At 69.4% G+C, this 19475-nt stretch carries 14 protein-coding genes; all 14 read left to right on the top strand.

Annotation, left to right across the window (positions count from 1 at the left end):
• The first annotated feature begins 6 nt into the window (after nt 1-6).
• Nucleotides 7-684 (top strand): cellulose biosynthesis protein BcsP, encoded by a 678-nt coding sequence (bcsP, locus tag ACUDCK_RS28495; protein WP_175167899.1) that lies wholly within the window; start codon nt 7-9, stop codon nt 682-684.
• Complete coding sequence (bcsQ, locus tag ACUDCK_RS28490) at nt 681-1460, top strand: cellulose biosynthesis protein BcsQ (RefSeq protein ID WP_064523943.1); 780 nt, start codon at nt 681-683, stop codon at nt 1458-1460. The genes bcsP and bcsQ overlap by 4 nt, the downstream gene beginning before the upstream one ends.
• Complete coding sequence (gene bcsA / locus ACUDCK_RS28485) at nt 1457-3655, top strand: UDP-forming cellulose synthase catalytic subunit (RefSeq protein WP_175167900.1); 2199 nt, start codon at nt 1457-1459, stop codon at nt 3653-3655. Before bcsQ ends, bcsA begins: the two co-directional genes overlap by 4 nt.
• Before the next feature lie 119 nt (nt 3656-3774).
• The gene (bcsB, locus tag ACUDCK_RS28480; RefSeq protein ID WP_244976937.1) at nt 3775-5988 is read left to right on the top strand and encodes a cellulose biosynthesis cyclic di-GMP-binding regulatory protein BcsB; all 2214 of its coding nucleotides are present in this window, start codon (nt 3775-3777) and stop codon (nt 5986-5988) included.
• A gap of 2 nt (nt 5989-5990) precedes the next feature.
• Nucleotides 5991-8321 (top strand): cellulose biosynthesis cyclic di-GMP-binding regulatory protein BcsB, encoded by a 2331-nt coding sequence (gene bcsB, locus ACUDCK_RS28475; protein ID WP_175167902.1) that lies wholly within the window; start codon nt 5991-5993, stop codon nt 8319-8321.
• Nucleotides 8321-9544: a cellulose synthase complex periplasmic endoglucanase BcsZ gene (gene bcsZ, locus ACUDCK_RS28470; RefSeq protein WP_054500231.1), complete on the top strand. Its 1224-nt coding sequence runs from the start codon at nt 8321-8323 to the stop codon at nt 9542-9544. The genes bcsB (ACUDCK_RS28475) and bcsZ overlap by 1 nt, the downstream gene beginning before the upstream one ends.
• Entirely contained in the window at nt 9535-13497 is a 3963-nt protein-coding gene (locus ACUDCK_RS28465) for a cellulose biosynthesis protein BcsC (RefSeq protein ID WP_244976938.1), read from the top strand. Before bcsZ ends, ACUDCK_RS28465 begins: the two co-directional genes overlap by 10 nt.
• 25 nt (nt 13498-13522) lie before the next feature.
• Nucleotides 13523-14185 (top strand): SGNH/GDSL hydrolase family protein, encoded by a 663-nt coding sequence (locus ACUDCK_RS28460; RefSeq protein ID WP_081273406.1) that lies wholly within the window; start codon nt 13523-13525, stop codon nt 14183-14185.
• 32 nt (nt 14186-14217) lie between these two features.
• Nucleotides 14218-14892: a cell division protein FtsQ gene (locus tag ACUDCK_RS28455; RefSeq protein WP_175167903.1), complete on the top strand. Its 675-nt coding sequence runs from the start codon at nt 14218-14220 to the stop codon at nt 14890-14892.
• Between the two features lie 65 nt (nt 14893-14957).
• On the top strand, nt 14958-16367 hold the full coding sequence (locus ACUDCK_RS28450; RefSeq protein WP_175167904.1) for an MBOAT family O-acyltransferase: 1410 nt from the start codon (nt 14958-14960) through the stop codon (nt 16365-16367).
• Between the two features lie 11 nt (nt 16368-16378).
• Nucleotides 16379-17521 (top strand): alginate O-acetyltransferase AlgX-related protein, encoded by a 1143-nt coding sequence (locus tag ACUDCK_RS28445; RefSeq protein WP_175167905.1) that lies wholly within the window; start codon nt 16379-16381, stop codon nt 17519-17521.
• A 21-nt stretch (nt 17522-17542) separates the two neighbouring features.
• Complete coding sequence (locus ACUDCK_RS28440; protein WP_175167906.1) at nt 17543-18094, top strand: hypothetical protein; 552 nt, start codon at nt 17543-17545, stop codon at nt 18092-18094.
• 250 nt (nt 18095-18344) lie between these two features.
• Nucleotides 18345-18746 (top strand): hypothetical protein, encoded by a 402-nt coding sequence (locus ACUDCK_RS28435; RefSeq protein ID WP_231132895.1) that lies wholly within the window; start codon nt 18345-18347, stop codon nt 18744-18746.
• A gap of 155 nt (nt 18747-18901) precedes the next feature.
• Nucleotides 18902-19432, top strand: a complete 531-nt coding sequence (locus ACUDCK_RS28430; RefSeq protein ID WP_175167907.1) for a hypothetical protein — start codon at nt 18902-18904, stop codon at nt 19430-19432.
• Nucleotides 19433-19475: the final 43 nt, after the last annotated feature.

Here is a 19475-nt window from a genome sequence, read left to right as displayed (position 1 = left end):
CCACGGATGAGAGACGACAACGACATCACCAGCCTGTATCGCGAGTTCGGGGGCGATCCCCGCAACTATCGCGAGATCGGCCGCGAGGACCGGGCCCGCGCCGCGCGCGGCCGCTGGCCGCTGCTGAGCCGCATCCGGCCGGGGCAGCCTGGCGTGCCGCCCGCCGCCGGCGATTCGCCCGCCGACCGCCCCGCGCGGGCCGCGGCCTGGCCGCTGGCGCCGGGCGCGGCCGTGGCGGCGCTGCCGTTGTCCCGATTCTCGCCCGTGCGTCGTGGCGCAGCGGTGGATGCGGCCAAGGTGGCCGCGTTGATCCATGGCGCGCGCGTGCAGCGTCCGCCGCTGGATGCGCTGGAAATTCCGCGGCAGTCCTCGCGGGAAGCCCCGCCGGCGCCTGCGGCCGCGCCGGTTGTCGCCGCGCCCGTCGCCGTCGAGCCTGCTGCCGTCGAGCCACCCGCCACGGAGCCGCGCGCCGCCGAGCCGCTCGCCGCCGAGCCGCCCGCGCGTCCCGCGCCGAAAGTCCTCATCGAACCCACCCTCGCGCCCGAGCGGCCGGCGGCGACGGCCCCCGAGTCCGAGCCGGCCAGCGCCGCGACGCCGTTGCAAGGCGTCTTCGCGCGCCTGGCGCGGACGCCGCGTGTGGACGCGGCCCAGGATCCGCCATCTTCGAAAGCGGCGAAAAAATGAAAACCATCGCGATTGTTTCCGCCAAGGGCGGGGTAGGAAAGACCACGATAGCCGCCACGCTGGGCTTGGCCCTGAGCCGGGCGGGCCATCCCGCCCTGCTGGTTGACCTGGATCCGCAGAACGCGTTGCGCTTTCACCTGGGCGCCGAATCGCAGGCCGCCGAGGCCGGACTGGCGCGCGCCAGCCTGGCCAGCATTCCCTGGCGTGAAACGGTGGTGCGGGGCGACGCCGGCCCCTACCTGTTGCCATTCGGCCAGATCAACGAGGCGGACCGCATGGCGCTGGAACAGCAGATGCGGCAGGACGACGCCTGGCTGGCGAACCACCTGCGGGCGCTCGATCTCGAGCCCGATACCGTGGTGCTGGTGGACACGCCGCCGGGACCGTCGATCTATCTCAGCCAGGCGCTGCGCTGCGCCGACCTGGTGCTGGTCGTGACGCTGCCGGACGCCGCCTCGTACGCGACGCTGCCGCAGGTTGAAAACCTGATCGCGCAGTACTGCGAAGGACGCCCGGAATTCATGGGCCATGCCTTCGTGGTCAACCAGGCGGACAGCGCCTCCCCGCTGGCCAAGGACACGCTGCAGGTGATGCGCGGCATCCTGGCCGACCGCCTGGCCGGCGTGATCCACCGCGACGCCACCGTCAGCGAGGCGCTGGCCTTCGGCACCACCGTGATCGACCACGCCCCGCACAGCCAGGCCAGCAATGACATCGGCATCAGCGCGCAATGGCTGCTGCGGCAATTGCGCGAGCCCCGGGAGGACCAGCCATGAAGTCGGTGACCAACGAGACCGCGGCGCAGAATCCGCGTCTCTCGCGCATGGGCAACAGTCTGTTGTCCTGGCGCATCTGGAAGATGGGCTGGGTTCGGGCGCTGTCGTTGATGTTGGCCGGCGTGCTGTCGGTGCTGGCGGTGGCCGTCGAGATGGGCCTGCCGCAACAGATGATGTTCGCGGCGTTCTGTGTGATCGTGGCGCTGTTGCTGCACCGCGTGGGCGGACGGCTGGCGACGCTGACGCTGGTGATGCTGTCGGTCATCACGTCGTTGCGCTACATGTATTGGCGCATCACCGACACCATCGGCTTTCACAATGTCTTGGACGCGTTTTTCGGCTACGGGCTGCTGCTGGCCGAGATCTACGCCCTGACGGTCATGCTGCTGAGCTACTTCCAGACGGCTTGGCCGCTGCGGCGCAAGCCCACGCCGTTGCCGGTTGACCGATCCCTCTGGCCGACCGTGGATGTCTACATTCCCACCTACAACGAACCGCTGGACGTGGTGCGCCAGTCGGTGCTGGCTGCGCAGTCGCTGGACTGGCCGGCGGAAAAGCTGCGTGTCTACGTGCTCGATGACGGCCGTCGGCAGGAGTTCCGCGAGTTCAGCGAGCTGGCTGGCGTGGGTTACCTGACGCGCCCGGACAACAAGCACGCCAAGGCAGGCAACATCAACGCCGCGCTGACCAAGACCGACGGCGAATTCATCGCGGTGTTCGATTGCGACCACGTCACGGTGCGCTCGTTCCTGCAGATCTGCATGGGCTGGTTCCTGAAGGACAAACGGCTGGCGCTGCTGCAGACGCCGCACGTCTTCTTCTCGCCCGACCCCTTCGAGCGCAACCTGGGCACCTTTCGCAACGTGCCCAACGAGGGCGAACTGTTCTACGGCGTGATCCAGGACGGCAACGACCTGTGGAACGCCACGTTCTTCTGCGGCTCGTGCGCGGTGATGCGCCGCTCGGCGCTGGACGCGGTCGGCGGCGTGGCGGTCGAGAGCGTGACCGAGGACGCGCTGACCGCCCTGAAGATGAACCGCCTGGGCTTCAATACCGCCTACCTGGCGGTGCCGCAGGCCGCGGGGCTGGCCACCGAGAACCTGTCGCGCCACATCGGCCAGCGCACGCGCTGGGCGCGCGGCATGGCGCAGATCATCCGCACCAACAATCCGCTGCTGGGCAAGGGCCTGAAGATCGGGCAGCGGCTTTGCTACCTGAGCGCGATGCTGCACTTCTTCTTCGGCCTGCCGCGGGTGGTGTTCCTGACGGCGCCGCTGGCCTATCTGTTCTTCCATGCCAACGTGTTCCAGGCGTCGGCCATCATGGTGGCGGCCTACGCCTTGCCGCACATCGTTCTGTCCAACCTGACCGGGTCACGCATCCAGGGGCGCTTTCGCCATTCGTTCTGGAACGAGGTCTACGAGTCGGTGCTGGCCTGGTACATCATGCGCCCGGCGCTGGTGACGCTGATCAGCCCGAAGACGGCGCTGTTCAACGTGACGGCCAAGGGCGGCATCATCCGGGAATCGTATTTCGACTGGACGCTGGCGCGGCCCTACGTGGTGCTGCTGGGGCTGAACCTGGCCGGCTTCATCGTTGGCGTGGTCAGCCTGGTCACCGGGTACGGGGGCGTGGACGCACGCCTGACCATCGTGCTGAACCTGATCTGGACCGTCTACAACATCGTGATGACCAGCGCCAGCGTGGCCGTGGCCGGCGAAGTGCGGCAACTGCGCAACACGCCGCGGGTGGCCATCTCGCTGGCCGCCATGCTGCTGCTGCCGGACGGGCGCACGGTCGCCTGCCGCACCAGCGACTACTCGCAGGGCGGCCTCGGCCTGGTGCTGCCGCCCGGGGTGCTGGTGCCCAACGGCATGCCGCTGAGCGTGTCGCTGTTCCGCAATGACGAGGAAGCCATGTTCCCGGCGCTGGTCACGTTCAGCCGCGGCGACCGCCTGGGGATCAGCTTCCAGTCCCTGACGCTGGAGCAGGAACGCGAGCTGGCGCAGATGACCTTCGGCCGCGCCGACACCTGGGCCAGCACCTGGGGCAATAACGCGCCCGATTCGCCGTGGGTCGCATGGCGACAGATCTCGAGCATCGGCGTACGCGGTTTTTCGTTGCTGCTGCGCCAGTTGCGCGATCGCAGCCTTGCGGCCGTGCGCCGTCCCACGTCCGTGTCCACCAAAAACTAGAGGACGACAGAGCGATGATTCCCAGGCTTGATGCTTGGCCGCCCCGGCCTTGCCTGTCCCCCGCGCAGTCGGTCCCGCGTCGGGCGCTGCTATCGGCGTTGTTGGTCCTCGGGGCGGTCATGCCGGCCCTGGCCGAGCCCGTCGCTGCCGATCCGGTCGCCGCGACCGCGTCCGCGGCGACCCTGCCGCCGGGCGCGCGTATCTACTCGGTACCCCTGTCGCGCCTGAGCGGCCAGAGCGCGCTGCCGTTGCGCGGCGTGGACGGCATCAACGGACTGGGCTTCAGCGCGCGCCGCGACCAGCAGGTCATCGGGGCGCGCGTGAATCTGGATTACAGCTATTCGCCCGCGCTGCTGCCCGACCTGTCGCACTTGAAGGTGCTGCTCAACGGCGAAGTGGCGGGCAGCGTAGCGCTGCCGAAGGAAGCCGCGGCCACGCCGACCCGCCAGACGGTCGAGCTGCCGGTGCCGGCGCTGGCCGACTACAACCGGCTCGACGTGCAACTGATCGGCCATTACACGCTGGGTTGCGAAGACCCGGTGCATTCCAGCCTGTGGGCCGACGTCGCTGGCCGCAGCACGCTGGAACTGACCGTGATGCCGGTCGACCTGCCCAATGACCTGGCGCTGCTGCCTGTGCCGTTCTTCGACAGTCGAGACATTCGCCAACTGGCGCTGCCGATCGTGCTGGGAGCTAGTCCGGATGCGGCGCGGCTGGAGAGCGCCGGCATCCTGACCTCGTGGTTCGGCGCCCTGGCGGGATATCGCGGCGCCAGGTTCGACGCCCATTTGCAGGACCTGCCGGCGACCGGCAACGCAGTCGTGCTGCTGCTGCCGGGCGACACGGTCGCCGGATTGCAGACGCCCGCGATCGATGGCCCGTCGGTGGCAATGCAGACCAACCCGCGCGATCCGCATGGCAAGTTGCTGCTGGTGATGGGGCGCGACGCCAAGGAGCTGAGGCAGGCCGCCGCCGCGCTGGCGCTGGGCAGCGAAGCGTTGTCCGGCTCGCAGGCGCGCATCACGCGCCTGGAGACGCCGCGGCCGCGCAAGCCGTTCGACGCGCCCAACTGGCTGCGCAGCGACCGGCCGGTGGCATTCGGCGAGCTGGTGCCGACCCGCGACCTGAACGTCTCGGGCCATCGGCCGCCGCCGGTGCAGGTCAACCTGCGCGTGCCGCCGGGCCTGTTCGGCTGGCATAGCGATGGCGTGCCGGTGAACCTGATCTACCGCTATTCGCCGCGTCCCGGCGCCAGGCAGTCGGTGATGGAGATGATGGCCGGCAACCAGTTGGTCCGCAGTTTCGCGCTGCACGAAGGACCGGGCGTCTACAACCGCCTGACCGGCATGCCGGCCTCGGAAGGCAAGGCGCGGGTGATGGTGCCGACCTATCTGCTGCCGCCGCAGACGGCGCTGCAGTTCAATTACGTCTACGAGTACGCCAAGCTGGGCGAGTGCCAGAACAGCATCCTGGACAACGTGCGCAGCGCGATCGATCCGGGTTCCACCATCGATATTTCCGGCCTGCCCAAGTATGCCGCCATGCCGGACCTGTCGCTGTTTGCCGACGCCGGCTTCCCGTTCACACGCATGGCCGACCTGTCGGAAACCGCGGTGGTCATGCCCGAGGGCGCCGGCGTGTCGGACTTCTCGGCCTATCTGACCTTGATGGGCGTGATGGGGCAGGCGACGGGCTATCCCGCCACTGGCGTCACCGTCACCCAGGGCGCGCAGGTCGCGGCGCAGCGCGACAAGGACCTGCTGGTGCTGGCTTCCGGCGACAACCAGCCGCTGCTGGCGCAATGGGGCGACGCGCTGCCGAGCGGCTTCAATGGCAAGGAGGAGCGCCGCTTCAGCCTGTCGAGCTGGGTCGATGGCGTCGCGTCCTGGTTTGGCAACGATCCGCGCGACCGCAAGCGCCAGGCCGACATCCAACTGGCCTTCTCCAGCGGCGGCGTCACGGCCACGCTGGCTGGCCTGCAATCGCCGCTGCAGTCAGGCCGCAGCGCCGTGGTGGTGTCGGGCACCAGCGCCGATGGCCTGGCCAGCGCCGTTCAGGCGCTGCTGGCCAGCCGCGACGCCGAGAGCAAGGCCGACAATCCTCAGGACCGGATCGGCGGAAGCCTGTCGGTGATCAGCGGCGGGCAGGCCTATACCCTGCAGGATGAGCAGAGCTATTACGTGGGTTCATTGCCGACCTGGCTGGGCCTGCAGTGGTTCTTCGCACGCCATCCGCTCACGCTCGTGGGGGCGTTGCTCCTGAGCGCGCTAGTCATTGCCGTGTTGCTCTACCTGTCGCTGCGCGCCCGCGCTCAGCGCCGCCTGGGATCGTGATCATGCATAAGAAAATCCGTTCGACCCAACCGCCGATCGCGCAAGCGGCGCCGTTCCGTTCGCCGCGCCGCCCCGGGCATGCGCTGGGCCGCCTTTCGCTGGCGTTGCTGGCCGGCTGCTCGTTGCTGGCCAGCGCGGCCGAGGCGCCGGGCACCGTGCCTGCCGCCACGCCGGCCCCGGCGCCGTTCGTGGCCGACCAGACCTACACCTTCAAGCAGCTCGGCGCGCAGTATCCCCTCAACCTGCGCGGCGTGGACGGCAGCAACACGCTGAACTTCAGCGTGCGCAACGATCGCGTGGTGACCGGCGCGCGGGTCGACCTGCGCTATGCCTATTCGCCCGCGCTGCTGCCCGACCTGTCGCACATCAACGTGCTGGTCAACGACGAGGTGGCCGCCACCATTGCCGTGCCGCGCGAGACGGCCGGCAGCAATCTGCGGCAGACCATCGAGATCCCGCCCTACCTGATCACGCCCTACAACGATCTGCGCCTGCAACTGATCGGCCACTACACGCTGAATTGCGAGGATCCGCTGCATTCCAGCCTGTGGGCCAACATCAGCAACCTGAGCACGCTGGACCTGGCCACCGCCGCGCTGCCGTTGCCCAACGAGCTGGCCAACCTGCCGCTGCCGTTCTTCGACCGCCGCGACATGCGCAAGCTGGTGCTGCCGTTCGTGTTCCAGGCCGAGCCGGACAACGCCACGCTGGAAGCCGCGGGGGCGCTGTCTTCATGGTTTGGCGGGCTGGCGGGTTATCGCGGCTCGGATTTCCCGGCCTCGGTGGCGCAGTTGCCCAACCGCGGCAATGCGGTGGTGTTCGCGATGGGCGCGGCCAGCGCCGGGCTGACCCAGGCCACCGTGAACGGTCCGACGCTGGCCATCGTCGCCAACCCCAACGATCCCGAAGGCAAGCTGCTGCTGGTGCTGGGCCGCGACGGCAAGGACCTCAAGCAGGCAGCCGCCGCGCTGGCGCTGGGCAGCCAGACGCTGGCCGGCCAATCGGCCGCCATCACCCGCCTGGCCGACGTCAAGCCGCGCCAGCCCTACGACGCGCCGCGCTGGCTGCGAACGGACCGTCCGGTGCGTTTCGGCGACCTGATCGACCCCAAGCGCCTGAACGTGTCGGGCTTCAGCCCGGATACCATCCGCATCGACGTGCGCGTGCCGCCCGACCTGTTCGGCTGGCAGGAAAAGAAGGTGCCGATCGACCTGCGCTATCGCTATACGCCGCAGCCGACGTCGCTCAATTCCTCGCTGCTGTTCGGCGTCAACGGCGAGTTCGTCAAGTCGATGCCGCTGTTCGCGCTGGAGCGCATCGAGGGCGGCGACAAGCTGCGCGCCGAGGTGCTGCCCGACGAGAGCCTGCCGATGCGCGCCCAGTTGGACGTGCCGCTGGACCTGTTGAAGTCGGACGGCCAGTTGCAGTTCCGCTATATGTACGACTACGTCAAGCAGGGCGAGTGCCGCGACATCATCATCGACAACGTGCGCGGCATGATCGAACCCGAGTCGACCATCGACCTGTCGGGCTATCCGCATTTCATCGAAATGCCGGACCTGCGCGCATTCGCGCAGGCGGGCTTCCCCTTCACGCGCCTGGCCGACCTGTCGGAAACTGCCGTGGTGCTGGATGACCGCGCCAGCGTGGCGGCCTATTCGGCCTACCTGAACGTGCTGGGCCGCCTGGGCGACGCCACGGGCTATCCGGCCATCGGCGTGACCGTGACGCGGGCGCAGCAGGCCGGCGCGCAGGCCGGCAAGGACCTGCTGGTGATCGCGGGCGACACCGCCAATCCGCTGCTCAAGACCTGGGCCCCCCACATCCCGGGCAGCTACGAGTCGGGCGCGCACTTTGGCCTGTCGGACCTGATCTACCGTGTGACCGACTGGTTCCATACCGATCCGCGTCTCGATCGCCGCGAGCCGCGCGTGGCCATGAGCTACACCAGCGAAGGCGTCAGCGCGATCGTGGCCGGCTTCGAGTCGCCGCTGGCCGCCAAGCGCAGCGTGGTGCTGCTGGCCAGCAGCAAGCCCGACGGGCTGGACGCGGCCGTGGCCGCGCTGCGCGGCGGCGAAGGCTTCGACAAGAGCGTACAGGGCAGCCTGGCAGTGATCCGCGGCAAGCAGATCGACGCGCTGGTCGGCGACCAGACCTATACGCTGGGCCAGTTGCCCTTGCTCAAGCGCATCGACTGGTGGGTGTCGTCACAGTTGCCGGGCTACACCCTGCTGCGCCTGGTGGTGATGGGGCTGCTCTGGCTGGTCGGCATCGCCGTGGCGCTGGCCGTGCTGCGCTCGCTGTTACGCCGCCTGCGCAAGAAGGACGCCTGATGCATCCGGCCCGACCTGCTCGCCGCCGATCCGCCTGGCGCCAGCGCGTCCGGCGGGCGCTGCTTGCGCTCGGCCTGGCCCTGGCGGCATCGGGCGTGGCGCGGGCCGCGCCGGTATGCACGGCGGTGGCCTGGCCGGAGTGGTCGGCCTTCGTCAAACATTTCGTGCAGCCCGACGGGCGTGTCGTGGATGCAAGCACGCCGCGCAAGATGAGCACCTCTGAAGGACAGTCGTACGCCATGTTCTTCGCCCTGGTCGCCAATGACCGCGAGACCTTCGAGCGGTTGTGGCGCTGGAGCGTGGCCAACCTGGCCGGCGGCGACACCGCGCAGCGTCTGCCGGCCTGGTCCTGGGGCCGGCGCGACGACGGCGCCTGGGGCGTGCTCGACAGCAACGCGGCATCGGACGCCGACCTGTGGTTCGCTTATGCTTTGCTCGAGGCCGGCAGGCTCTGGCGCCAGCCGGCCTACACCCGTGACGCGCAGGCGTTGCTGGCCTTGATCGAGGGGCGCGAAGTGGCGCAATTACCGGGCCTGGGCAGCATGCTGTTGCCGGCGCCCGAGGGCTTTTCGCAGCCCGGCCTATGGCGCCTGAATCCGAGCTACCTGCCGGTTCCCGTGCTGCGGCGGCTGGCGCAGGCTTCGGCGAAGGGGCCGTGGACCCAGGTGGCCAACAATACGGTGCGGGTGATCCAGGCGACCACGCCCAAGGGCTACGCGGCCGACTGGGTGGCCTACCGCGATGTGTCTCGCGAGGGGGGCGCGCTGGGGCGTTACGAAAATGATCCGGCGCATGGCGCCAAGGGCAGCTACGATGCGATCCGCACGTATCTGTGGGCTGGCATGACGCCGGCCGAAGATCCCGCCGCCCGGCCGCTACTGGCTGCGCTGTCAGGCATGGCCACCGCCGTCGGCGCCACGGGCGTGCCGCCCGAGTCAGTGGACGTGGACAGCGGCCAAGTCCAGGGCCAGGGGCCGTTCGGTTTCTCGGCCGCCCTGTTGCCGTATTTCCAGGCGCGCGGGCAGAATGACCTGCTGCAGGGACAGTTGCGGCGCGTGCGCGAGGCCTGGGCTGCCAGCCAGGCCCCTGCGCGGCTGGCGGTTCAGCAGCCGCCTTATTACGATTACGTACTCAGCCTGTTCGGGATGGGCTGGTTCGAGCAGCGGTACCGGTTCGGTGCCACCGGCCGTGTGTCATTGGAGTGGGAGAAGAAATGTCCTTGAACCGCCACAAGCTGGCCATCGGCGTTCTGGCCGCCCTGATGCACCAGAGTGGCTGGGCCCAACCGGCCGCCACCGCTTCGCTGCTGGAGCAGGGACGCTACTGGCAGAACCAGGGCGACTCCAAGCGCGCCGCGCAGGCCTGGGAAAAGCTGCTCCTGTCCGATCCCTCGCAGCAGGAGGCGATGTACGGCCTTGGGCTGGCGGCGGTGCGCGAAAAGCGCCTGGACGATGCCCAGGGCTACCTGACCCGGCTCAAGCAGCTCAACGCCAACGGCACCTTCACCAAGCGCCTGCAGCAGGATATTGGCCTGGCCGGCGGCGCCGCCGCGGCCGACCTCGACCGCGCGCGCATGCTGGCGGCCTCGGGCGAGATCGACAAGGCGATGCAGGCCTACGACCAGGCCCTGCAGGGCCGCGAGCCGCAGGGCGAGATCGCGCTCGAGTACTACAGTTTCCTCGGCTATTCGGACAAGGGCCTGTCGCGCGCCATCACCGGCCTGCAGCGGCTCTCGCGCGAGACGCCCGGCAATCCGAACGTCCAGTTGGCGCTGGCCAAGCACCTGATCCGCGACGAAGACCGGCGCGCCGACGGCGTGCGCATGCTGGCGCAGTTGGCGCAACGCAAGGACGTCGGCGCCGACGCCACCGAAAGCTGGCGCGCCGGCCTGATCTGGCTGGGCGCGCCGAACGCCAGCGAGAAGCCGCTGTTCGAGGCCTATCTGGCGGCGCATCCGGACGACAAGGAAGTGCGCGCGGTGCTCGACAATCCGTCGGCCAAACGCGGCGCGCCGGCGCCGGTCTGGCGCCAGGATGCGCGCCTGGCGCGCGGCTTCGCGGCGTTGAAGAACGGCGACCTGGCCGCGGCCGAAGCCGCGTTCCAGGAAAAGCTGCGCGCCACCCCCAACGATCCGGACGCGCTGGGCGGCCTGGGACTGGTGCGCATGCAGCAGGACCGCAACGCCGAGGCCCAGGAACTGCTGTCGCGCGCGGCGGCCCGTCCCGGTGCCGGGCGCAACTGGACCCGCGCCCTCGCGGGGGTGCGCTACTGGAACCTGCTGGACCAGGCCGAGGCGGCACGCCAGCGGGGCGACGGCGACGGCGCGCGCAAGCTGCTCGAACAGGCCATCCGGCTGGACGGCAATGCCACCGGCGCCTACAACGCCATCGGCCGGGCCTATGCCAGCGTCGGCGACATGGCCAACGCCGAGAAGACCTATCGCTACGTGCTTGCCCGGCACAAGAATGATCCCGAGGCGGTGCGCGGCCTGGCCGACGTGCTGGCCCAGACCGGCCGCGCCGAAGAAGCCCTGCGGCTGGTCGATGCGCTGCCGGCGGGCCAGGCGGGCGACGTCAGTCGCCTGCGCGCGGCCGTCATGGCGGGCCAGGCGCGCGAGGCGGAAAAGCGCGGCGACACGGCCGGCGCGCGTCGCATGCTGGAAGACGCGCGCAGGACGGACCCGCGCAATCCCTGGACCACCTACGAGTTGGCGCGGCTGCTGTTGCGCAGCGGTGAATCGGTCCGCGCGCAACAGATCATGGACGAGACGTTGCGCGTGCAACCGGACTCGGCCGACGCGCTGCACGCCAACGCGCTGTTCGCGTCCGAGCGCGGTGAATGGGGCCATGCCTACGACATCCTGGCGCGCATCCCGGAGAACCGCCGCACCCCGGAAATCACGCGCTTTCAGCGCAACGTGTGGGTGCACGAGCAGGCGGCCCAGGCCTCGCGCCTGGCGCAGTCGGGCGACGCGGCGCAGGCGCGCCAGCGCCTGGCCGGCTTGCAGGCCGCGGCGGGCAACGATCCCGAGTTGCTTGGCGCCATCGCCCAGGCCTATATCGACGCGGGCGACACGCCGCAGGCGCTCGCCGTGATGCGGCCGCTGGTGGATGGAAGCCGGCCGGCCGGCCCGGATGTGTTGATCCCGTACGCCAGCGTGCTGCTCAAGAGCGGCGATGACGCCGGCACCGCGGCCGTGCTGCGCCAGGTGCAGAAGCTGCCGATGGACGCCGACCAGCATCGCAGTTTCCAGGACCTGGTCAGCCTGTATACCGTGCGCCAGGCCGAGGCCATGCGCCAGCGCGGCGACCTGGTGGCTGCCTACGACATCCTGCAGCCGGTGCTCAAGCGCCGGCCTGACGATCCCCTGGCCCAGGGCGCGCTGGCGCGCATGTATGTCGCCGCCGGCGACCGCGACAAGGCCCTGGCCATCTATCGTGGCCTGCAGGCGCGCGATCCCGACAACGCGCAGTTGCAGATCGCCGTCGCCGGCATCGCCGCCGAGGCCGATGACTGGCGCTCGGCCGAAGCCTCGATGGACAAGGCGCTGGTGCTGGCGCCGAACGATCCCGACGTGCTGGCCGGCGCGGCGCGCATCTACCGTTCGCGCGGCAAGACCGGGCGCGCCGCCGAGCTGTACCAGCAGGCCATCGCCGCCCAGCAGGCGCGCGGCGGCGGCACCATGGTGGCCAGCGGCGCGGCGCCCGCCAACTATGCCGACGGCAACCCCTTCGTCGGCCTGCCGGGCCAGCGTTCGCGGTCCACCCGCGTGACGCAGGTCATGGGAGAGGCCCTCAACGACCCGCAGGTCCCCACCTATGGCGCCGGCTACGGCACGGGCTATGCCGCAGGGTACGGCGCCAGCTATGACGGCGCGCCCATGGTGTCGCGCCAGGAACCCTATGTCATTGCCGGCGCGCAGGATTCGCGCGGGGCCGCCAACCCGCCCGCGGCCTATGGCGGCGGCGCGGCGTCGCCCACCCTGCAACGGGAACTCGACGAGGTCATGCAGGAGCGCAGCGCCGAGGTCCGCGTGGGCGGCTTCGTCCGGTCAAACAACGGTGAAGCCGGCATGAGCAAGATGACCGAGATCGACGCGCCCATCGAGGCCCTGATTCCGGCGGGCGATGGCAAGATCTCGCTGCGCGCGACGCCAGTGACCCTGGACGCTGGCCGCCTTGGCGACGACTATTCCAGCAACAGCCGCTTTGGCGGCGGTCCGGTGGCGGCCACGGCGCAGCAGGCGGGATTGGTGGGCGGAGCCGGCAAGCAGCGCGACTCGGGCGTGGGCCTGTCGGTCGGCTACACCATGCAGGGCCTGAGCGCCGACATCGGCACCACGCCGCTGGGCTTCGAGTATTCGAACGTGGTCGGTGGCGTGCGCCTGAACGGCCCCATCGACCGCGGCGCGGGCACCTGGTACAGCGTGGACCTGTCGCGCCGCGCGGTGACCGACAGCCTGGTGTCCTTCGCCGGCGCGCGCGACGACCGCACCGGCCAGCGCTGGGGCGCGGTCACGGCCACCGGCGTGGGCGGCCAGATCGGCATGGACAACAAGGACTACGGCGTCTACGCCTACGGTTCGTGGCGCAGCCTGGACGGCCACAATGTCGAGTCCAACAGCCGCACCGAGGTCGGCACCGGCATCTATTGGAACCTGACGCGCGAAACCAACCGCATGCTGACGGCCGGCCTGAACCTGGGCGCCATCTTCTACGACAACAACCAGCGCTTCTTCACCTACGGCCACGGCGGCTATTTCAGCCCGCAGCAGTTCTACGCGCTGAGCGTCCCCGTGACCTGGGCGCAGCGCGATGGCCGCTTCACCTACAAGCTGCAAGGTTCGGTCGGCCTGCGCCATTTCAAGGAAGACGGCGCCGACTATTTCCCGACCAGCGGCGGCATGCAGGCGGCGGCCAACGCGGCGAACCGCGCCGTCTATGGCGCCCCGGCGACCTACGAAGGGCAGTCGCGCACCGGCGTGGGCTACAACCTGGCGGCGGCGGGCGAGTACCAGTTGTCGCCCAATCTGTTCCTGGGCGGCACCATGGCCATGGACAACGCCACCGATTACCGCCAATACGTGGGCGGGCTCTATCTGCGCTACGCGTTCTATCCGCAGACGCGTCCGCTGGACCTGCCGGTCAATCCCTATCAGTCGCCGTACGCCCGCTAGGGACGTCTCATCAAGGAGTATTGCCATGCTGACCTCCCTTTTTGCCGGAATGAGCATCCTGTTGATCGGCGACAGCCATCTGGCCGCGCCCGGTTACCTGATCACGACTCTGCAGGACGACCTGGTCAAGCAGGGCGCGGTGGTGCAGACCATCGGCGTGTGCGGCAGCAATGCCGGTGACTGGCTCAAGACCACGCCCAGCACCTGCGGCGGCGCCGAGCGCCTCAACGACGGCCAGATCGTGCTCAAGGGCAAGGATGCCCGCACCACCCCGGTCACCGACCTGATCGCGGCCAAAAAGCCCAACCTGGTGGTGATCGTGCTCGGCGACACCATGGCCGGCTACACCAATCCATCCTTTCCCAAGACCTGGGCCTGGCAGCAGACGACCGCATTGACCAAGGCCATCTCGGGCACCGGCACGGCCTGCGTCTGGATCGGTCCCAGCTGGGGCACCGAGGGCGGCAAATACAACAAGAATTTCGCGCGGGTCAAGCAGGTGTCGGCCTTCCTGGGCAGCAACGTGGCGCCCTGCGCGTACATCGATTCGACCCAGTTCTCGACGCCCGGCCAGTGGCCCACCACCGACGGCCAGCACTACACCAACACCGGCTACAAGGCCTGGGGCGACGCCATTGCCAAGCAATTGGGCGAGCTGCCGCAGGTCAAGGCGCTGCAGAAGAAATGACGCGCGCGATCCCCGCTTCCAAAGGACAACGGATGAGCATCCTCCTGTCGCGCGGCCTGGCCGCCCTGTCGTTCGCCCTGGCCGCCGGCGTTGCCGGCGCGGCGCAGATCCAGCTCTATGACACCGGCCCGGCCGAGGACGCGTCGTTCGTGCGCTTCGTCAACGGCGGCGCCGGGCCGATGGCGGTGAGCGCCAAGGGATCGCAGGCGCGCATCCAGCTCGACGACGCCCATCCCGCGTCGGATTTCATGCCGGTCAAGGCGGGCGCGAAGATGCAGGGCCTGCTCGAAAGCGGCGGCCGCAAGCAGGAGGTGGCCATCTCGGTGCAGCCCGGCGAATTCGCCTCGGTGGTCGGCCTGCCCGGCAAGGACGGCCTGCAGGCGCGCATCGTGCGCGAGCAGCCCGAGGACTTCAACGCGCTCAAGGTCTCGGTGGGGTTCTACAACCTCGATCCGTCATGCGCCGACGCCGGCCTGCTGGCCGTGCCGCGCAACCTGGCGATGTTCGAGCACGTGGCCGATGGCGGCGCCGCGCGGCGACTGGTCAATCCCGTATCCCTGAAGGTGCGAGCCAGTTGCGGGGGCCAGCCCGCGGGGCCGGAGCTGGATCTGGGCGCGCTGCAGGCCGGCGAACGCCACACCGTGTTCCTGCTGCCGTCGGCGCAGGGTCCCCGCCTGCTGCACGCGCCGGACCAGACGGCCCGCTGATCCGGCCCCTAACGGCGGGGGCGCGGCCCCCGCTTCGATAACAATATCTCCGGCCACCCTCCGCCATGGTCTTCGCGTCCCTCGAATTCCTGACGCTGTTCCTGCCGCTGTTCCTCGTCGTCTACGCGCTGACGCCGCAGCCCGCGCGCAATTTCGTGCTGCTGGTCGGTAGCTGGATTTTCTATAGCTGGCTCAAGCCAATCTACCTGTTGCTGCTGGTCGCGGTCACCGTCGTGGCATGGGCCGGCGGCCTGATGCTGGAGCAGTTGCGCGCCGGCCATCGCCGCAAGGTGCTCCTGACCCTGCTGTTGACGGCCAATGTGGCGGCGCTGTGCTGGTACAAGTACGCCAACATCCTGGTGTCGACGTTGAACGACGTCGCCGCCATGGCGGGCGCCGTGCCGCTGGCCTGGGAGCGGGTGGCGCTGCCGGCGGGCCTGTCCTTCTTCGTGCTGCAGGCCATCTCCTACCTGGTGGACGTCTATCGCCAGGACGTGCGCGCCGAACGCAACTTCATCGACTTCGCCGCCTACAAGGCCATGTTCGGCCAGTTGATCGCCGGCCCCATCATCCGCTGGGCCTGGGTCGAGAAGGAGATCGCCCATCGGACCATGGATTGGCGCAATTTCTGCCTGGGGGCGCGCCGCTTCATGATCGGCATGAGCATGAAGGTGCTGGTGGCCGATACGCTGGCGCCCGTGGTCGATGCCGCCTTCGCCCTGCGTACGCCCTCGTTGGCCGACGCCTGGATCGGCTGCGGCGCCTACACCCTGCAACTGTTCTTCGACTTCGCCGGCTATAGCGCGATGGCCATCGGCCTGGGCCTGATGATGGGCTTTCACCTGCCGGAGAACTTCAACAACCCCTACCTGGCGCGCAGCATCCAGGACTTCTGGCGGCGCTGGCACCTGTCGCTGTCGAGCTGGATCCGCGACTACCTGTACATTCCCATGGGCGGCAATCGCCTGGGCGTGTGGAAGACCTATCGCAACCTGCTGCTGACCATGGGCATCGCCGGTCTCTGGCATGGCGGCGAGAGCTGGAACTTCCTGCTGTGGGGCCTGGCGCATGGCGCCGCGCTGGCCGTGGCGCGCGCCTGGAGCGGCAATAGCCTGCCGGCGCTGCCGGGCTGGCTGTCGCGCGTCGCCACGCTGTTGTTCGTGATGCTGGCCTGGACCATCTTCCGCGCGGTCGACTTTCATGCCGCGCTGGCCATGTATCGGGGCCAGTTCGGCCTGAATGGCATCGGCCTGGGCGATTCGATGTTGTATGTGCTGCGGCCGACCCACTGGCTGGCCGCCGCGCTGGGCATCATGTGCGTCATCCTGCCCGCCTGGCAGCCGTGGTGGTCGGCGCGGCCGGCCGGCATGTTGCGCACGGCCTGGAGCGCGGTGTGGCCGGTGGCCGGCTTCCTGCTGGCCTACGCGCTGATCGCGGCGCGCGGCGCCGTGCCTTTCCTCTACTTCCAATTCTGAGGCCGGAGACGATGAGCGCCCATCACGATACCCCGGCCCCGCCGCCCATAGCCCATGCCTCCGTGGCCAACCGCCGCGCCAGCCAGCTCGCCGGCGTGGCGCTGGTGCTCTTCATGGCCGGCGCCATGCTGAGCAACATCTGGTGGAGCCTGGACCACGACGTGCTGCCGGACGACACCCCGCTGCCGCGCGTGCTGGATGGCGGCGTTACGCACGACCTGTCGTTGCGCCTGGCCGACATGACATTCAGCAGCGAGGCCGCGCGCCTGCAACGTGGCCTGGGCTGGCTGACGCTGGGCGACCTGGGCCCGCGCGTGCGGCGGGGCTGCGACGGTTGGCTGTTCCTGGGCGATGAACTGCAGCCCCATCCCGCCGCGCGCGAGAACCAGGCCGAGCGGGCCCGCATCGTCGTGTCGCTGCGCGACGCGCTGGCTGCCCGCGGCATCCGGCTGCTGGTGGCCGTGGTGCCGGACAAGAGCCGCATCGAGTCCGCGCGCCTGTGCGGCCTGCACCGTTCGGCGGGCTTCGAGGACCGGCTGTCGAGCTGGGTCGGCGTGCTGCGCGCGCAGGGCGTGGCGACGGTCGACCTGAGCGCCGCGCTGCGCGGCGTGCCGCAGGACGCCTATTACCGCAACGACTCGCACTGGACCGAGGCCGGCGCCGGCGCCGCCGCGCGCGCCGTCGCCGAGCAGGTGCGCGCCAGCGGCGTCGCGCTGCAGGCGCCGCAGCGCTGGCGCGTCACTGCCCAGCCTCCCGCGCCACGGCCTGGCGACCTGGTGCGGCTGGCCGGGGTCGATTGGCTGCCGCTGGCCTGGCAGCCGCGCGCCGAAGTGGTCGCGCTGCATACCTACACGCCGGAGGCCGCCGCGTCGGCCGGCGATGCCGACGACCTGTTCGGCGACAGCGCCTTGCCCTCGCTGGCGCTGGTCGGCACCTCGTTCTCGCGCACCTCGGAGTTCCTGCCGCAATTGTCACGGGACCTCGGCGTGGCGGTCGGCAACTTCGCCCGCGACGGCGGCAAGTTCGGCGGCGCGGCGCAGGCGTACTTCAAGAGTCCCGCCTGGAAGCAGAGTCCGCCGCGTCTCCTGATCTGGGAGATGGACGAACGCGACTTGGGCGCGCCCCTGGCCGCCGAGGACCGCGTGGGGTTCTGAATGTCGCCGCGGCCAGTGCCAATGAAACCGGTTGCAGCAAATATCGCCGTGCGGGAAATGGACTGTATCCGGATGCTTGATATACCTGTGCCTGTCTACACGCAGCGTCGAGGCGGCCATGGCGATAGAGAGCGTCCAACAGCATGCGTATGCGCGAGGCTGGCTGCGGCCCGTGGCGCTGGGGATCTCGGTATCGGCGCACGCAGCCGCGGTATTCTGGCTGTTTCAGCCGCCGGCCGCGACGGCACGGATGCATTGCGGAACTGGTGCACCTCCCCGGCGACGACCCCCGTGGGGTCGACGGCGCAGCCCGCTCCCGCGAAGCCGCCGCGCGATCCGGATGCCGACATCGTCGTGGTCGATTGCGAATGCCTGATCGCGATGGTGCGCCCATACCAACTGACCGGCGAACAGATGGCCATGTACCTCGCCTGCGTCGACCCGCGGAGCACCACGGAGCGGTTCCTGGGCCTGGCCGCCACCTACCGCGCCAAGCATGGCTTGGCGAAGACCAGACGGTTGATGGACACGTTCGACGAAATGGCCAACAAGCTCGATACATGCGCCGCCTGAGGCCGCGCGTGGTCCGCGGCCGGCCGGAAAGTTAAACTACCCGCGGCACGGATGAACGGGCGGGCGCTGAACGCCGCGCCGCGTGCCCTCGGGGAACGAAGACATCATGCGAGGTTTCAGGAAGGGGCTTGCGCTCGGGTGGCTGGCTGTGAGCGGCCTGGCCGCCGCATCCGCGCTGGCGCAAGGCCAACCGCCGGCCGGCGCCATGGACGCTGGGGGCGCCGCGCCGGCAGGGCCGGCCGGCGTTGTGATGCCCACGTCCGACCCCGCCGCGCTCGGCCGCAGCCTCCTGAACGCCGGCCCCGACCCGCGCGTGCGCCTGGATGGCCTGTCGCTCGATCACGCCGCCATTTTCGGCACTGACGATGAAGGCGAGCAGGCCGTGCTGGATAACGAACGCGCGTTGCAGGCGCAGCGCGACCAACTGCAGGTGCTGGAGCGCCTCTTGACGCAGAAGCCGGCCACGGTCGACCCCTATCCGCCGGCGATGATCCCCCTGAACAACGGCGCGCCGATGAACATGGCGCCGCTCGCGCCGACGCCGTCGGGCTCGCAACTGGGCGGCGCCGCGCAGCGCAGCGTGGACACGATGCAGCGTCGGGTCAATGATCTGCGGCGCGATGCCGACACGATGCGGCAGGGCGGGCGCTAGGCGTTCTGTCCGCCTGGCGCCGCGCGGCGCCGTCCTTTGAAACCCGCCGAAGCAACTGTCGAATGCGCGCCGCGATCGGACCGCGATCGGCCTGATATAACTGGCCACCTGGCGCGAGCCGCGCCTGGACAGCGTCCCCATCAGGAGTCAGGCATATGCGTGTCACGGTCTCGAAAGTCGCGTTGTTGCGGTTGGCGCTACTGGTCGCCACAGGCTCGGCGGCCTTTGCCGCCTCGGCCCAGGCGGTGTTGAAGGACCAGGTCATTTCCCGTCCCTGGGACGACAGCCTGGTGGTCGTCGGCAACGACAGCCGGGTGCGTGCCGGCATGACAGTGCGTGATCTGGAGAATCTGGTGCAGCGTGTCGCCGATCAGGGCAAGGCGTTGGAGCAGTTGCGCGCCAGCAATGATGCGCTCAATCGCAAGATCGAGGAGCAGGCGCAGAAGATCGCCAACCTGGAACGCCGACAGGGCGACGGCGGCCGCAGCAGCGACAGCCAGAATGGCGAACTGGACAAGCTGTCACGGCAGGTGGACAGCCAGAAAAACGAGTTGGACAAGCTGTCGCGCAGTGTGTCGCAACTGGGCAGCGCCAACGATTCCGGCGGCCGCAAGGTCGATGACCTGCAACGCCGCATCGACGAGGTCAAGCGCAGCGTGGATGACCTGCGCAGCCGCGTGAAGTGACGCGCGCGGGATGCGGTGTGACTGGCGCCACACCGCATTCCTG

Source organism: Achromobacter sp. CF-sbj1-Ac2-l (assembly GCF_052698165.1).
The sequence above is the reverse complement of the archived record's forward strand: the minus strand, read 5'-3'. Positions and strand labels throughout refer to the sequence as shown.

Excerpts from the sequence above, each read along its gene's own strand:
- bcsZ (WP_054500231.1), top strand. The coding sequence starts at position 8,321 with ATGCATCCGGCCCGACCTGCTCGCCGCCGATCCGCCTGGCGCCAGCGC.
- bcsA (WP_175167900.1), top strand. The coding sequence starts at position 1,457 with ATGAAGTCGGTGACCAACGAGACCGCGGCGCAGAATCCGCGTCTCTCG.
- ACUDCK_RS28455 (WP_175167903.1), top strand. The coding sequence starts at position 14,218 with ATGAGCATCCTCCTGTCGCGCGGCCTGGCCGCCCTGTCGTTCGCCCTG.
- bcsP (WP_175167899.1), top strand. The coding sequence starts at position 7 with ATGAGAGACGACAACGACATCACCAGCCTGTATCGCGAGTTCGGGGGC.
- ACUDCK_RS28460 (WP_081273406.1), top strand. The coding sequence starts at position 13,523 with ATGCTGACCTCCCTTTTTGCCGGAATGAGCATCCTGTTGATCGGCGAC.
- ACUDCK_RS28430 (WP_175167907.1), top strand. The coding sequence starts at position 18,902 with ATGCGTGTCACGGTCTCGAAAGTCGCGTTGTTGCGGTTGGCGCTACTG.
- ACUDCK_RS28435 (WP_231132895.1), top strand. The coding sequence starts at position 18,345 with ATGCCCACGTCCGACCCCGCCGCGCTCGGCCGCAGCCTCCTGAACGCC.
- ACUDCK_RS28440 (WP_175167906.1), top strand. The coding sequence starts at position 17,543 with ATGAAACCGGTTGCAGCAAATATCGCCGTGCGGGAAATGGACTGTATC.
- bcsQ (WP_064523943.1), top strand. The coding sequence starts at position 681 with ATGAAAACCATCGCGATTGTTTCCGCCAAGGGCGGGGTAGGAAAGACC.
- bcsB (WP_175167902.1), top strand. The coding sequence starts at position 5,991 with ATGCATAAGAAAATCCGTTCGACCCAACCGCCGATCGCGCAAGCGGCG.
- ACUDCK_RS28465 (WP_244976938.1), top strand. The coding sequence starts at position 9,535 with ATGTCCTTGAACCGCCACAAGCTGGCCATCGGCGTTCTGGCCGCCCTG.
- ACUDCK_RS28445 (WP_175167905.1), top strand. The coding sequence starts at position 16,379 with ATGAGCGCCCATCACGATACCCCGGCCCCGCCGCCCATAGCCCATGCC.
- bcsB (WP_244976937.1), top strand. The coding sequence starts at position 3,775 with ATGCCGGCCCTGGCCGAGCCCGTCGCTGCCGATCCGGTCGCCGCGACC.
- ACUDCK_RS28450 (WP_175167904.1), top strand. The coding sequence starts at position 14,958 with ATGGTCTTCGCGTCCCTCGAATTCCTGACGCTGTTCCTGCCGCTGTTC.